The 15118-nt window shown below is 53.7% G+C and carries 13 protein-coding genes; 5 read left to right on the top strand and 8 right to left on the bottom strand.

Annotation, left to right across the window (positions count from 1 at the left end):
- Positions 1-33: 33 nt before the first annotated feature.
- Complete coding sequence (locus tag ACFSX3_RS26805) at positions 34-1482, bottom strand: MFS transporter (protein WP_379313470.1); 1449 nt, start codon at positions 1480-1482, stop codon at positions 34-36.
- A gap of 156 nt (positions 1483-1638) precedes the next feature.
- Between ACFSX3_RS26805 and ACFSX3_RS26800 the strand changes: the two genes are divergently transcribed.
- Positions 1639-2256, top strand: a complete 618-nt coding sequence (locus ACFSX3_RS26800) for a TetR/AcrR family transcriptional regulator (protein ID WP_209992138.1) — start codon at positions 1639-1641, stop codon at positions 2254-2256.
- Positions 2257-2346: 90 nt separating this feature from the next.
- Here ACFSX3_RS26800 and ACFSX3_RS26795 read toward each other — a convergent pair whose 3' ends face one another.
- On the bottom strand, positions 2347-3492 hold the full coding sequence (locus ACFSX3_RS26795) for a polysaccharide deacetylase family protein (RefSeq protein ID WP_379257843.1): 1146 nt from the start codon (positions 3490-3492) through the stop codon (positions 2347-2349).
- Between the two features lie 499 nt (positions 3493-3991).
- Here ACFSX3_RS26795 and qoxA point away from each other — a divergent pair, with 499 nt between their 5' ends.
- The 4 genes from qoxA to qoxD are packed head-to-tail and all read left to right on the top strand — an operon-like array spanning position 3992 to position 7890.
- Entirely contained in the window at positions 3992-5008 is a 1017-nt protein-coding gene (gene qoxA, locus ACFSX3_RS26790; protein WP_036693562.1) for a cytochrome aa3 quinol oxidase subunit II, read from the top strand.
- 44 nt (positions 5009-5052) lie between these two features.
- A complete protein-coding gene (gene qoxB / locus ACFSX3_RS26785; RefSeq protein WP_209992140.1) occupies positions 5053-7002 on the top strand; it encodes a cytochrome aa3 quinol oxidase subunit I in 1950 nt (649 codons plus the stop codon).
- A complete protein-coding gene (gene qoxC / locus ACFSX3_RS26780) occupies positions 6999-7595 on the top strand; it encodes a cytochrome aa3 quinol oxidase subunit III (RefSeq protein ID WP_209992141.1) in 597 nt (198 codons plus the stop codon). The genes qoxB and qoxC overlap by 4 nt, the downstream gene beginning before the upstream one ends.
- Position 7596: 1 nt before the next feature.
- On the top strand, positions 7597-7890 hold the full coding sequence (gene qoxD / locus ACFSX3_RS26775; protein WP_209992142.1) for a cytochrome aa3 quinol oxidase subunit IV: 294 nt from the start codon (positions 7597-7599) through the stop codon (positions 7888-7890).
- Between the two features lie 97 nt (positions 7891-7987).
- Here the strand turns inward: qoxD and ACFSX3_RS26770 are convergent, their stop codons facing one another.
- From ACFSX3_RS26770 to ACFSX3_RS26745, 6 genes are all read right to left on the bottom strand, one after another.
- A complete protein-coding gene (locus ACFSX3_RS26770; protein WP_209992143.1) occupies positions 7988-9118 on the bottom strand; it encodes a hypothetical protein in 1131 nt (376 codons plus the stop codon).
- Between the two features lie 24 nt (positions 9119-9142).
- Entirely contained in the window at positions 9143-10852 is a 1710-nt protein-coding gene (locus ACFSX3_RS26765) for a methyl-accepting chemotaxis protein (RefSeq protein ID WP_209992144.1), read from the bottom strand.
- Between the two features lie 148 nt (positions 10853-11000).
- On the bottom strand, positions 11001-11687 hold the full coding sequence (locus ACFSX3_RS26760) for an ECF transporter S component (RefSeq protein ID WP_209992145.1): 687 nt from the start codon (positions 11685-11687) through the stop codon (positions 11001-11003).
- The gene (locus ACFSX3_RS26755) at positions 11660-13393 is read right to left on the bottom strand and encodes an ABC transporter ATP-binding protein (protein WP_209992146.1); all 1734 of its coding nucleotides are present in this window, start codon (positions 13391-13393) and stop codon (positions 11660-11662) included. Before ACFSX3_RS26755 ends, ACFSX3_RS26760 begins: the two co-directional genes overlap by 28 nt.
- Complete coding sequence (locus tag ACFSX3_RS26750) at positions 13309-14253, bottom strand: energy-coupling factor transporter transmembrane component T (protein ID WP_209992147.1); 945 nt, start codon at positions 14251-14253, stop codon at positions 13309-13311. Before ACFSX3_RS26750 ends, ACFSX3_RS26755 begins: the two co-directional genes overlap by 85 nt.
- Positions 14250-15098 (bottom strand): DUF4430 domain-containing protein, encoded by an 849-nt coding sequence (locus ACFSX3_RS26745; RefSeq protein ID WP_209992148.1) that lies wholly within the window; start codon positions 15096-15098, stop codon positions 14250-14252. Before ACFSX3_RS26745 ends, ACFSX3_RS26750 begins: the two co-directional genes overlap by 4 nt.
- Positions 15099-15118: the final 20 nt, after the last annotated feature.

The raw sequence follows: 15118 nt of genomic DNA, 5'->3' as shown, positions 1-15118 counted from the left end.
AGATGGGGGTTATGATTGCTTAGTGGGACTGTTCTATTGAACATGGACACTGCTGCTCCGCCGCTGTCTGCGTTCATCACTGAACAGGGCAGCGCCTATACCCGGGAGCAGCAGGTAGCCTGCGAACTTATAGGTCTGACTGAACGCATCCACAGCCGCCTGCTGCTGTCTTATTGCAACAGCCCCCGCCTCTGTGCCTGCGGAGTTCGCCGCGCCCAGCTCCTGGGTAGTATTATGCTGAAGCACAGTGACGATGATGGCCACACCGAGCACACTCCCCAGCGCCTTCGCCATATTCGTCACCCCCGAGGCGATGCCGACCTTGTCTTCAGGAACAACCCGGATCGCCGATGACATCACAGGAGCCATTGAGAGCCCCACGCCGAAGCCAGTCACTGCAAGCCGGAGCATCACCGCACCCAGCGTAGAATCAGCCTCAAGCCCGCTCATGGAATAGGTGGCAGCGCCAATCATCACCATTCCCGCTGCGGCGAACAGACTGCTGCCATATTTCGCAGACAGCGGCCCGGATACAGCTGAGCTGGCGATGGAGCCCAAGGCCATAGTTGAGAGGACAAGCCCTGCCTTCAGCTCCGAGACCCCCATCACCCGGGTCAGATAAAAGGAGGTCAGCAGTGAAATATTCATCAGCGCCGCCCCCAGCACGATCATCGATACTGAGGTACTGTTGAAGGCTCTGATTTTCAGCAGGGACAGGGGCAGCATCGGTTCTTTCCCCTTATACTGCGTAAGAAAAAAGAACACCAGAAACAGCAGCCCCGCAGCCGTCAGACCCAGGAACGGGCGCGAGCTCCAGCCGTAATCCTGTACTTTAATCAGAGCATATGTAATGCAGAACATCCCTCCCGTAATCCCCAGCATTCCGCCATAGTCTATGGACCGCCCTGCTGAATCATCCCGTGACTCCTGAATGAACATAGCGGTCAGCCCTATACTCAGCAGCCCAAGCGGTACGTTCACAAAAAAAATCCACTCCCAGCTCAGCTTCTGTGTCAGAATTCCCCCAAGTGCCGGACCGCTTGCCGCAGCCACTCCCGAGACGGCCCCCCATATGCCTATAATCAGTCCGTGCATTTCTTTGGGAAAGGTAGTGGTGCTCAGCGGAATCGTAACCGGCACAATAATCGCTCCCGCCAAGCCTTGAATGACCCTGAACAGAATCAGCATGCCAAGGGAAGTGGAGAGTCCGGCCAGCAGGGAACTCAGGGTGAACAGCCCCACTCCAATGAGAAACACCTTCTTCCGTCCGAATTGATCGGCCAGGCGCGAAGCAGTCAGGATGAACACTGCAAATGCCAGGTTATAGCCGTTCATCACCCAGGAGACCTGTGACACACTGCCGCCGAACTGGCGTGTCATCTCCGGCAAGGCAATATTAATAATGGTCGTATCCAGCAGCGCCATGAAAAAGCCCAGTACAATCGCCGTAAAAGATAAAGCTCTGCGCATTCCAATCCCCATCTTCATCATCCTCCGAAATATGAAATAGAGTTCATATTCAAATTATATGAACCATAGTTCATATTTGTCAATCGAAAAAATGAACTATAGTTCAACTTTTATTGACAGCTCAAAACCGCTCCACTACAATCTGTACTATGAGGGGGACCTTACGATATGGGTGAAACAGAGGACAAGATTAGAACTCCGCAGCAGGAGCGCAGTATTAGAACGAAGGAAGCTATTATCCGGGCCGCGATGCAGCTGTTCTCGGACAAGGGCTTCTATCAGACGAACACGAAGGAGATTGCCGCCGCCGCCGGGGTCTCGACCGGGAGCTTCTACTCCTATTTTGTGGATAAAAGGGCCGTATTCATAGAGGTGCTCCACATGTACGGGGATGAGCTGCTTGCCAGAATCGAGGATTCAATGTCTGAGATTAATTTCAATACGATCGAACGTACGGACCTGATCCTTCATCTGATAGATACGCTTCTGCTCGCGCATAAGGCTTTTATTGGGTATCACAAGGATCTGAGCATTATGTATCACAGCGATGAGGCCATCAAGCAGTTGATGGATGCCCAGTACGAGACAGGCCGGCTCAAGACGCTGACCTATCTTCAGATGGGGCAGGATGAACTGAAGACCGCGGATACGGAGGCAGCGTCGATCATTGTGTTCGAGTCTGTGAGCGCGATTGTGGACTTCATCTCCTTCTCGCCGCAGCGGATCGCTGTGGACCGGCTGAAATCAGAGCTGGTTCATATGCTGGTGCAATATCTGTACAAGTAACAGCAGCGTTTTCTCTTTACATTTTCGCCAAAAAAAGAGCAAGCCCGCAGAGTACCCCGCAGCTTGCTCTTCTCTATTGACCCTTACGGATCAGCGTTTATCCTTCCAGAAGTTGAGCGGCTCCATATCCTTCGTAATGAGCTTGAAGGTATAGCCTTCCTTCTTCAGCTTCTCCAGAATACGCGGCAGCACCTTGAGTGTAGCCTTCTGGTCATGCATCAGAATTACCGGGTTGGTCTTGGACGCCTTCAGCTTATTCACCTGATCCATTACGGTGTTATAGATTCTGTCGCTGTTCTGTTTGTATTTCCAGTCATAGGAATCCACGTTCCAGTCCCAGAGATGATATCCCTGCGTCAGGACTTTATCGCGGAAGGACTTGGTGAAATAAGGCTTACTTCCGTAGGGCGTACGGATCAGAGTGGTGCTGACTCCCGTCAGCTTCTTCAGTGTCGCATTGGCCCCTGACATCTCGGCTAGCGCCGCTGCAGGAGAGGCATAGAACTTCTCCTTGCGGTGGGTCACGCCATGCAGCGCCAAGCCATACCCTTCCTTCGCAATCCGCTTCACCTGGGCGGGATGCTCATTCATGTTGTTCCCCAGCATGAAGAAGGTCGCCTGTACGTCATATTTGTGCAGGATATCCAGCAGCTCGCCAGTTGTTGCCGACGGGCCATCGTCGAAGGTCAGGTAGACGGTCCGGCCCGGTTTGCCCGGCTCAGCCGGAGTGACAGGAGTCACTGGAACCACTGGAGCCTTCGGCTTCAGCTCGGCAGCATATTTATCGGTATAGGCTGCATCGGTAAGCAACGCCGAGCCGTCCTTCACACGAAGTAAATATTTATCTCCCGCATAGGAAATGCTATACCCAAGGTATGCGCTGACCTTCAGTGGAGCCATGAGCTTGCCGTCCTGCACAAAAGTGCTCATAGGCACGGTCGTGCCGTCTTTGAGCACCGCACCCCCGTCCTTGCTCAGCAGGGTAAGCGAACCAGTTCCGCCAGCTACGTGAATACCGTCCGTCAGCCCGGTAAGGGTCCATTTCAGCTCATCCGCAAGCTTACGCAGCGGTACATAATAGGTGCCTTTTACGGATACAGCTTCAATCGCACTTAATTTATCGTTGACTCCGAGTTTAAGTGTAGTGCTAGCAGCTTTGGCGTTAGCCGGGACCTGCACAAGCCCCATAATTAGGAATAAAGACATGAATAAAAGCAGAGTTTTCTTGATACGCACAGCAGCAGTCTCCAATCTATGTATATTTGTCTATCACTTTATCACATATACATTTAACGTAATTTGAGAGATTGTAACCGCAAGCTAAGAAATTGTCACTCTTATGCAATGATAAATGAGGTTGCGCTAGTATTTTCAGAAAGAACGCAATAATCGTCGAATGCTGTCACACCAGGCGTTGGGCGGTTAAATCAGCGGTTTTTGGCGCAGAATAATTGTGACAATATTAATAACAATATCGGAATTTTGAACAAAAATTGAACAACCTTAAAATTAGCTAAAGTGCGCCACTACAGTGATCTTTATCATACTCTTAGATAGCTGTAACAATTTGATCACACATATTTAACTTGTTCGCCATTTTTAAGGTCTTTTTTATACTTTTATACAAAATATGTATTTTGCATTATGGGTAAGTAGTTCTTACTATAGATACAGATCAATGTACTCCCGTTAATGAACGGCGAATGAAAAGTAGTATTGAAGGAAGGAGTTCTATATGAAAAAAAAGGGACCGTTATACGCTTTGTTTCTAAGCCTGATCCTTCTCCTGCCGGGATGCAGCTCAATCGCTGTTCTGAACCCGAAGGGGCCGTCTGCAAGGACGTTATCTGACACCATCTTGCTCTCTATTCTTGTTATGCTCGGGGTTCTGGCTGTTGTCTACATTCTGTATATCTTTGTACTGGTGAAATATCGTGCGAAGAAGAGTAATGAGGGCTACATCCCTGAACATGAGGAAGGCAACAAGGTACTGGAGGCCATCTGGATTATCATCCCGATTATTATCGTAGCCTTCTTGTCCGTTGTTACCGTCAAGACGACTAACGAAGTGGAGAATGTGGCTGCGGACTATCAAGATCAGACTCCGCTGGTCATCTATGCTTCCTCTTCCAACTGGAAATGGCATTTCAGCTACCCTGAGGAAGGGATCGAGACGGTTAACTACGTGAATATGCCGGTGCATCGTGCGGTAGAATTCAGAATGTACTCATTCGGCACTATTACCAGTCTCTGGATTCCACAGCTTGCCGGTCAAAAGTACGCCATGAGCGACATGCTGACAACGCTTCATCTGTCCGCAGATACCGAAGGCTCTTATATCGGGAAAAATGCGAACTTCAGCGGTAAAGGCTTTGCCCACATGGAATTCGAAGCGCTTGTCCTGAGTAACAAGGGTTACGAGGACTGGGTGAAGGAAGTCAAGGAAACTGCGCCTAAGCTGACTGAGGAAGAATTCAAGGGCCTGCTGGCCACGGATTACCTCGGACGCAAAACGTATTCCTCCACTCATCTGGAGTTCAGCCCGCCTCCTGGAGACCACGGCGAGCATATGAGCGGTGGTGGCAAAGAGATGGATATGGACAACGGCAATCAGGAGCATCAGGATAACAAGGAAATCCATCCGTCTCCCGAGCCGTCCAGCGGAACGGAATTCGACAGCAAGCCTGATCCAGAAGTCGATCAGCCGCTGCCCAGCTCCCCGGTGGATGAAAGCACACATGAAGGACACTAGCTCTCTGAAGAGCCTAATGCAACACACTGAAAGGAGCTACCCTAATGGATTTGGACAAATTTAAGGTTCACGGCGAACCCTTGATATACGGGGCCATGATAAGTATTGCACTGGCAACCATCGGGATTCTCGTAGGGCTTACCTATTTCAAGAAATGGGGCTATCTGTGGCGTGAATGGCTGACCACGGTTGACCACAAAAAAATCGGGATCATGTACATCCTCGCGGCGCTGCTGATGCTGTTCCGCGGCGGTGTAGATGCGATGATGATGCGTCTGCAGACAGCTGCGCCGGAAATGAAATTCCTCGATGCGCAGCATTACAATGAGGTCTTCACCACCCACGGTCTGATCATGATTCTCTTCATGGCCATGCCGTTCATCATCGGTCTGATGAACGTGATCATTCCGCTGCAGATCGGCGCACGGGATGTTGCCTTCCCGCGGCTGAACGCCGTCAGCTTCTGGCTCTTCTTCATGGGCGCCATGCTGCTGAACATTTCCTTCGTCATCGGCGGCTCGCCGGATGCGGGCTGGTCAGCCTACTTCCCGCTGGCGAGTCTTGAATTCAGCCCGACCGTAGGGAACAACTACTACTCTCTGGCTCTGCAGATATCCGGTATCGGTACGCTGATCACCGGAGTTAACTTTATCGTAACGATTCTAAAGATGCGCGCACCAGGCATGACGCTGATGAAGATGCCGATGTTCACCTGGTCCGTACTCATCACCAACGTTATTATTGTCTTCGCCTTCCCGGTTCTTACCATAGCGCTGGCGATGATGATGTTCGACCGACTCTTCGGCTCCCAGTTCTTCACGATGGATAGCGGCGGGATGGATATGCTCTGGGCCAACCTGTTCTGGGTCTGGGGACATCCGGAGGTCTATATCGTTATCCTGCCTGCCTTCGGTATTTATAGTGAGATTATCGCTACCTTCTCGAAGAAGAATCTGTACGGCTATACCTCCATGGTATTCAGTATGCTGATCATCTCGCTCCTGTCCTTCCTTGTATGGGCGCATCATTTCTATACAATGGGTCAAGGTGCCATGGTCAACAGCTTCTTCTCAATCACAACGATGGCCATAGCGGTACCTACCGGGGTCAAAATATTCAACTGGCTATTCACCCTGCGAAAGGGCAGGATTACCTTCACGACCCCGATGCTATATACTCTAGCCTTTATCCCGATCTTTACGATCGGCGGAGTAACGGGTGTCATGCTGGCGATGGCCAGCGCCGATTACCAGTATCACAACACGATGTTCCTGGTTGCGCATTTCCACTACGTGCTGATTCCGGGTGCCGTGTTCGCGGTCATCGCCGGGTTCCACTATTGGTTCCCTAAAGTGTTCGGCTTCCGCCTGAATGAACGGCTGGGCAAGCATGCCTTCTGGTGGATCATCATTTCCTTTAACGTAACCTTCTTCCCTATGTTCTTCCTGGGACTGATGGGAATGACACGCCGTCTGTATACTTACTCTAAGGAATCAGGCTTCGGTCCGCTCAATATGCTGAGCTTCGTCGGGGCTGTCGGTCTCGCCATCGGCTTCGTGATCCTGGTCTACAATATTTACTGGAGTACCCGCTACATGCCAAGAGATACAACCAACGATCCTTGGGATGGCCGGACGCTCGAATGGGCTACGCACAGCCCGATCCCGCTCTACAACTTTGCGATTGTGCCTAAGGTTGAGACGCGTGATGCTCTATGGTCTGCGAAGCAGGAGAATATTCCGCTGTATACAGACACCAAATACACCAAGATTCATATGCCAAGCAATACCGGCAAGCCGTTCATATTGGGTGTAGTCTTCTTCTTCCTTGGCTTCTTCCTGGTATTCAGCATGTGGATTCCGGCAATTGTCGCCGGGATTGGAATCCTGGTCGTGCTGGCCTTCATGTCCTTCGATAAGGACCAGGGCTACTACATTCCTGTAGAAGAGGTTATCGCTACAGAAAAGAAATTGATGCGGGGTGAGACTGTATGAAAATAGATGCGTCCAAGCCGCTCGAATATTCAACAGAAGAGAACAGTAACAAGATCTTCGGCTTCTGGGTCTTTCTCGGAGCCGAGATTCCTCTCTTCGCAACGCTGTTCACTGTATATTTCGTAATGGTTAACCGCTTCGCCAGCGGACCGAGCGGCAGCGAGCTGTTCGAGATCGGCCCTGTGCTGATGGAGACCTTCCTCCTGCTGTCGAGTTCCTTCACCATCGGTCTGGCTGTCCATGCCATGCGGCATGGCTACAAGAAAGCCATGATGGTCTTCATGGCGATTACGCTGGTGATGGGTCTGGCTTTTGTCGGTATCGAAATCGACGAGTTCTTCACTTACGTGCATGAAGGAGCTACCCTGCAGACCAGCGGCTTCCTCTCCAGTCTGTTCATACTACTGGGAACGCATGGTCTTCACGTCAGCTTCGGTCTGCTGTGGGGAATTGGCATTATGATTCAGCTGTGGAAGCGCGGCATTACTCCCGCTACCGCCAACAAAACGTTCATCTTCTCCTTGTTCTGGCACTTCTTAGACGTGGTCTGGATCTTTATCTTCAGCTTCGTCTACCTGAAAGGACTGATGTGACATGATGAAGCAACTATTCCCAATGAAGCATGTGATGGGTTATGTAGCCTCTCTGGTCCTCTCTGCCGCTGCACTGATTGTTATTTACGGAGACCTGTCCTCCACTGCCAATATGGTGGTGCTGCTAATCACAGCGCTGATCCAGGCTTCCTTGCAGCTGTTTGTGTTCATGCACATCGGAGAATCGGCCGATTCCAAAAAAGAACTGTATATCAACATCGCATACGCCATGTTCGTGGCTCTGGTCACCATCTTCGGCACCCTGTTCATCTTCGTATGGGGCTGGTATGCTTAGAACGTAAGAAGCAGAGGGGCGTTATGCTCCTTCTAGTAATCTATAAAAAAAGCGGTCCGTATCCGGTAGATTTACCGGTACGGACCGCTTTTTTTGATCAATACTTTAACTGAACTATACTGCTGCTGCTGCCGCTGTCATCCCGCTCCGTATAAGCGAGCTGCTTGCCCGAGGGGCTCCATGAGGTGGTCATCGTCCCGTTGCTCTCCGCAATCTGGACGGACTTGTCAGAAGACAGATCGTAGACATATAAGGTATTATTCGTTGTACCCTTCTCCTCAATAGTTACACTATAGGTTATCAGCCGCTGATCCGGGGACCAGGAGACAGCCCCAAGCTCGGCGCCTTCCACCAGGGTCCGCGGATTTTTACCGTCTGTGCCGCTGAGCAGCAGCGCCTGGGTATTCTCCTTATACTGCAGGATCAGCATTTGTTCTTCGTCCGTTGAAGGGATTACGCTAGTGGTACCTGGAATATCCAAGTCAGCCTTCGCCTTAGTTTTCAGGTCCAGCATTTGCAGCGAGTCCTTCGAATTACTGGTGTAATAGATCTTATCCTTGATTTGTCTTACAACAATCAGGCCTTCCCCGCCCAGTCCCTCCACCGGCGCAATCTTCATGGAAGTAGTCGCTGTATAAGCACCGCCGCTGTATGCCGGACCCACTACCGTATCCTTATCCGCCCAATCGGCACCCATCGCTCCGGCAATGGTATCGCCCTTGATGGTGAAGGTCTTTTTGGAACCCAGGTCCATTACATTGTAGGCAGGATCACCCAGGGAGAATTCACTATAGAGCAGAAACAACTGATCGGCGGACAGCTTGGCATCCCCCAGCATCATGTTCGCCTTCTCTGTAATCAATTCGTATTCGCCGGTGTCCAGATGTAAGAAATACAGGCTCTGCGGATAGGAACCCTTCAGCTCTCCCGAGCTGATCGGCCCCAGCTTATCGTTCTGCTTGGACACGACAACGGTTTGATCGTCCTTCCAGTCGGAAATTGCTATTTTCTCATACTGTTTACTTTCCCCTACCGTTACACCGGCAGCTTCTGTTGGTGCAGGTGTAATCTTCGGCCCTTCCGTCGGCTGAGCAGACGCTTCTACAGGAGCCGCTGTTGGCTGTGGGCTGGGGCTAACCGCCGGTGTACTAGCCTGATTCGAGCTACAAGCTGCAAGTGTCATTAACAAAGCTGGAACTACCGCCAGCTTCCATGTTCGAGTGTTCATTATAGAGACCGCCTCCTTGGGGTGTTACAGCCGGAACCTTGCCAGATGCTTCTGCAGGTCCTCGGCCAGGGTAGCCAGATACTGCGCAGAGGAGGACATCTCTCCCATCGCGGTCAGCTGCTCCAGACTTGCTTCGCTGGTACCCTGAACGTCTGCGGCGCCTTTGCGCGAGATTTCATTCACCGTCGACATGGACTTGGCTGCTTCCTCCGATTCCTGCGCGACATGGCCGATGACCTCTGTAATCTGCTCTGTCTGCTCACTGGCTGCCTGAATGGAGGTCTGGATCGCCGTAAAGGCTGCCGACACCACTTCACTCTGCGCTACGCCATGAGAGACAATCCCGGAGCCTTGCTCCATCGATTCAACGGCACTGGCGGTCTGCTGACGGATATGGTTAATGATCTCCGTAATCTGCAGCGAGCTTGTTCCGGTAGCCTCCGCCAGCTTCCGGATCTCACCGGCAACTACTGCGAAGCCACGGCCATGCTCACCCGCCCGTGCCGCCTCGATGGAAGCATTCAGGGACAACAGATTGGTCTGGGTTGCAATCTCATTAATGGTTGTAATAATCGTATTAATCTCTTCGGACAGGCTGCCCAGGTTGCCGACAATCTGCCGGCTCGCCGAGACACTGGAATCAATCTCCCGCATCTGGGTCAGAATCTGCTCCACTGCGTCCACACCGCGTTCCGTGGAGGAGGCGGCCTGCTCCATCAAGCGGGTCATTTCTTTTCCGCTATGCCGGGCTTCGGCAATCTCGTAGGACATCGTCCGCACAGACTGCGTAGTAAGGGTAATGCTCTCCGCCTGCACATCGAATCCGGCTGCGATCTCGCCTGAGGTCTCAGCGATCATCTGTGAGGCGTGCGCTGTCTGGTCGGCACTGGCGCTCATCTGCTGGGAGGAGGCCGAGAGAATCTCGGCGCTCTCCGAAACGCCGCGCATCATATTTTTCAACCCGTCCAGCATGGTATTGAACGATGTATTGATCTGGCCGATCTCATCCTTGGACCGGTAAGCGGCAGAGGCCGTCAGATCCCCTTCTTCCGCCCGCTTCATCAGCCCCTGCAACTCCTTCAGCGGTCTCGTAATCAACCGTGTGATGATCACACTCAGGACAATACTGAGCAGCAAAGCCAGCGCAATCAGAATGCTGCTAAGCGTAACAGAGCTCTTGGCACTGTCAGCCGTCCGTGTATTATGGGCAGACGCATCCTGAATGAATAACGTCGCTGTCTCTTCAAGCAGCCGGACCATTTTGTCGCGCAGCTCGTTAAAGGTCTTGCCCGTGAACACCTGATATCCTTCATCGTTAAGGCCGTTATCGGCCAGATGGATAATATTATCACGCTGTGAGCGGTAATCCGGCAGCAGCAGGGTATATTCATTCACATAAGCAGCAATCTTCTCATTGTTGAAATCAATCTTCCTCAGTTCAGCCATCAGCTCATTGTTCGTCTGGATGTTCTCCTGAATTCTCGCCTTCAGCTCCTGCTTCTTCGCGTCATCCGTGGTGATCAGATCCTCCAGCAGAAAAGACTCAATCGCCCGGTTATTCCCGCGGATCTCCGTTACGAAATAAATAGGCTGCAGGTTCTGCTTGTACGTCTCTTCAGACCTGTCAGCCATTCTGGTTGTAGTCAGAATACCTGTTGTTCCAATCCCGATCAGCAGAAGAATAACCGCTGCGATCAGTACAATCATTTTATGCTTAATCTTCAGATGTCTCATTTCCCGTTATCCCGCCTTATCGAATCTAGCTGTAACCTTAATTATCGGAGAATAACATCGAATTGTTGATGGCCCTGCTAAGAAATTTGTCGAAAAAAGAAGAAAATTATCGTTTTGGCAGAGCGATATCTATTAATTATAATTCCATTCACTCTTGAAGCAAGCCATATTTCTTGCGGAATCTCTGCAGCACCTTGGTCCAGCCTCCGGCCAGCACCGCTAAGAAGAATACATTCGACAAGGCATGGGCCAGATCGAAATAAAAGCTTGCAGCAAACGTAACGGCAACCAGCCGCCAGCTAAAGGCATCCGGCAGACTGAGCAGGACCCAGATATTCATAATCCAGCCGAACAGGAACCCCCAGATGAAGCCAAAAACCAGCAACCCGGCGCGCCGGCGCAATAGCCAACTCTTCCGCAGCCACCCGGCTGTAAGTCCGGTCATGCCCCAGGCGAACATCTGCCATGGCGTCCACGGCCCTTGCCCGAAGTAAATATTGGAGACCAGCGCAGCGACTGCTCCGATGACGAACCCCGCCTCTGCCCCGAAGACATAAGCCGAGAGGATGACAACGGCTGACACAGGCTTGACCCCCGGCAACGCGGCAAAAGGAATCCGGCTGACCGCAGCAATAGCGGACAACACAGCCAGCAGTACCAGTTCACGGGACTTGCGCGGGCGGCGCTCCAAACGGATAAACAGCGGCAGGAGAGCGGCCAGCAGCAGCACCACGCTAAGCAGCACATAATGCCGGTCAGTGAATGCTGCGGTAAGCGCAAGCCCGGCGGTGAAGAGTCCCAGGGCAACTAGCAGCGGTATGCGGAAACGGGCCATGTGTGAATCACATCCTCTATGGTCAATGCCTGCGGCAGCCAGTCCCGCACCATCCGGTTGACTGCCGTGGTATAGAAGTAATTGCTGCTGAAGAACTCAGCGGGTGTGCCCTCTGCCGTAATTCCCCCGTCAAACAAGAGCGCACAGCGCGTAGCATGCTTCGCTGCGAACTCTACATCATGCGTTACGATAAGAATACTGATCCCTTGCCCGCGTAATTGCTGAAGCAAGGCGGCCAGCCTGTCTTTGGCTGCCGGATCAAGCCCCTTGGTCGGCTCATCCAGCAGCAGAACATCCGGATTCATCAGCAGCATCATGGCCAGAGCGGTCTGCTGCTGCTGCCCGCCGCTGAGGTCATGCGGATGACTCTGCAGCACCTCCCGGAGCTGGAACACTTCGAGCAAAGCCTCAATCCGGCTTGCTGTTGCCTCAGGAGATAACCCGGCGTAGCTGCCCATGTGCTCCAGCTCCTCGGCCACCGTATCATAGCTGAAATAGAGCAGCGGATTCTGCGCCAGCAGACCTGTTGTCTTGCCCTTGGTCAGCTCTATCTTGCCGCGCTGCGGCTTCATCAGCCCGTTCAGCACATGCAGCAGGGTGGACTTGCCCGCACCGTTCCCGCCCATGACTGCCAGGAACTCGCCTTGGTTAAGCGTCAGCGAGAGCTTCTTCAGGACCTCCCTGCCCTCCTTCTCATACCGGAAGGTCACTTCGCGGCAGGTAAGCAGTGACGATGCGGCGGGGATTGGAGGTACAGACGCCCCTGGAGCAGATAGTATGCGGGAAGTTAGGGGAGCTGGTGCTTCCGGACTATTCAAGTTATTAACCAGTTCAGCGCCTGCGGCAGCGTCCGTACCTGCCATCAGGGAATGCAGCCAGCGTCTGCCCTCACGCACGGTCAGCGGAATATTCTCCGGCGCAGCCGAATCCGCTTCCGGGGACAGAGACAAATAGAGGCGTGCGGCGGCTGGCAAGTAACGCGCAGCAGAGGTCAAGGCCCCGCTGCCGGTCTGCCGGGCGAACAGGCGGGGAGCAGCATCTGCCAGCAGCTTGCCGTCTTCCAGCATCAGCACACGATCTGCCAGCGGCAGCACCTCCTCCAGCCTGTGCTCGCTGATGATCACAGTGACCGCCATTTCCTCGTTAAGCCGCTGCAGCGCCATAATGAATTCCCGCGCAGCAACAGGATCAAGCTGGGAGGTTGGCTCATCCAGCAGCAGCACCTTGGGCTGAAGCAGCAGTACTGAAGCCAGGTTCATGAGCTGCTTTTGTCCGCCTGACAGCTCATGTACCGGACGATAGAGCAACGGCTCCAGCCCGAACAAGCCGCAGATCTCCGCCAGCCGGGTCCGCATGACAGCAGGCGGTAGCCCCAGGTTCTCCATGGAGAAGGCCAGCTCATGCCAGACCGTATCCATCACGATCTGTGCATCCGGGTTCTGGAAGACCATCCCGATCTCCCCGGCGGCCACCGCTGCCGGAAGCCCGGACAGCGGCTGCCCTTTGTAGGTCAAAGTTCCGCTGGTTGAACCTACCGGGGCGAGCTCCCGCTTCAGATGGCGCAGCAGGGTGGTTTTTCCGCTGCCGGACGGGCCGCAGAGCACGACAAATTCACCCTCTCCTATGACGAACGATAGCTCATGGAGTGTGTCTTTGTCTTCTTCAGGGTATCTGAAGGATAATTGCTGTGCTTTGAGGATCTCCATAACCATTTCTCCTTTCCTTCCAGCCCCGCAGGAATGAGCACGAACAGGCAGAAGCTGCCGTACATGACGGCCTCCTGCCAGCCGAAGTCCGCCGGTCTCATCCGGGGATAGATCTCCAGCTTGCCGTAGCCCTGCACCCAGAACAGCAGCGTAACCACACCGCTAACGGTTAACAGCAGCATCACCAGCTTATCCTGCGAATCGGCCTTGTATATCGTGTAAGTGCTGCGTTTGGTGCTGCCGTAGCCGCGGGCTGTCATGGAGTCTCCAGTCTGGAGGGCTTCCTCCAGCGACCAGGTCAGCAGCACTTTGAGCAGCGTCATTCCGTCTATCATTCTTTTCTTAAGGCTTCCCGTACCGGTATCTACCCCGCGCAGACGCTGGATCATGGTAATCTGGCGCAGCCGCCGCTGGAACAACGGCACGAACCGGATGGCCATCAGCGTCAGCAGCGCCGTTCTCGGCGCAGCCGCCGCGAACAGATACATGAATTTATCTGTAGTCACCGTGTAATTGTAGGATATAAACCAGATAAAAATAGTAAGCAGCATAGTCATCATCATCAGTCCATACAGCACAGCTTCCAGTGTAATAGGCTGATCCAGCCAGTAGAACAGAATATGCGCCCCTCGATGTGAGAACAGCGGGTTCAGCAAGGCTACTGAGGCTGCCATCAGCAGCATAAAAGGCAAGCTGCGCGCAAGAAGCCGCCCCTGGCCCTGCAACAGCAGCAACGCCAGCAGTCCGGCTATCTCTGTAGCCAGAAATAACGGATGGAAAACCAGCAGGGCGAACAGCAGCAGCCCTGCATAATACAGCAGGGCTACTACAGGATGCATGGAACGGAAGCCGCTGCTCATGGCGCTTTGGCCCCCAGGTCTTTGCCTAGATCAAGCGTATACAGCCACTCGATGGTATCCCCGGGCTCCACGATCCAGCTGCCCGCAGCCTTGGACGGAAATTCTCCATTCACCTTGTACATCCAGCCGCTCTCTGACCCGTGATCACCCTCGTATAAATTATCTATACCTTCCACATAAGCAAATGTTGCGCGGCCCTGATATTCCATCTGAATCTTCTGCCCCCGCGTAATCCGCTTCAGCAGTTCCAGCACACTCTCGCCCTTCTTGAGCTCATACTGGGCGGCAGCCAGAATCACGCCATGCTCCTCATCTCCGGTAATGGAGAGGGTGACCACGTTGTCCGGCTTGGGTGTAGCGGCCGGGGAGCGCGTTGCGGCTGGCGGCTTGGCCGTAGCCGCCGGAGCGGGCTTGGGGGTCGGCGGCTTGGGTGTGGCCGCCGTTGATGGCTTGGCGGGCTCGCTTGCGCCCGCCGATGGCAGCGTCGCGGCTGCGCCTGGCGACGCCGGGGACTTGGCGGGCTCGCTTGTGCCCGCCGAAGGCAGCGTCGCGGCTGCGCTTGGCGACGCCGGGGGCTTGGCGGGCTCGCTCGCGCCCGCCTGCGCTGGAGCTGCCGTACCTTCCGCAGGGGCGGATGGTACGGCAGTGCCCTCAGCGACTCCCGGCAGCGGAGCCGCTTCGTCTCCAGGCCGCGGCGTCTGCGCGGCCGGGGTCCCGGCGGGCAGCTGCGGGCCGCCGCCTGCCTGATCCGGCTGCGCAGAGGAGCAGCCGGGGAGCAGCAATACCATCAGCAGGAGAAGCAGCGGAGCCAGCCTTCCACGGCCCATTTTAAATAGATTGAACATTACCTGCACACCTCCACAAA

This window comes from Paenibacillus rhizoplanae, assembly GCF_042684125.1.
Taxonomy (GTDB): domain Bacteria; phylum Bacillota; class Bacilli; order Paenibacillales; family Paenibacillaceae; genus Paenibacillus_AQ; species Paenibacillus_AQ rhizoplanae.
Note: the sequence above shows the minus strand (reverse complement) of the source record. Positions and strands in the feature narration are given on the sequence as shown.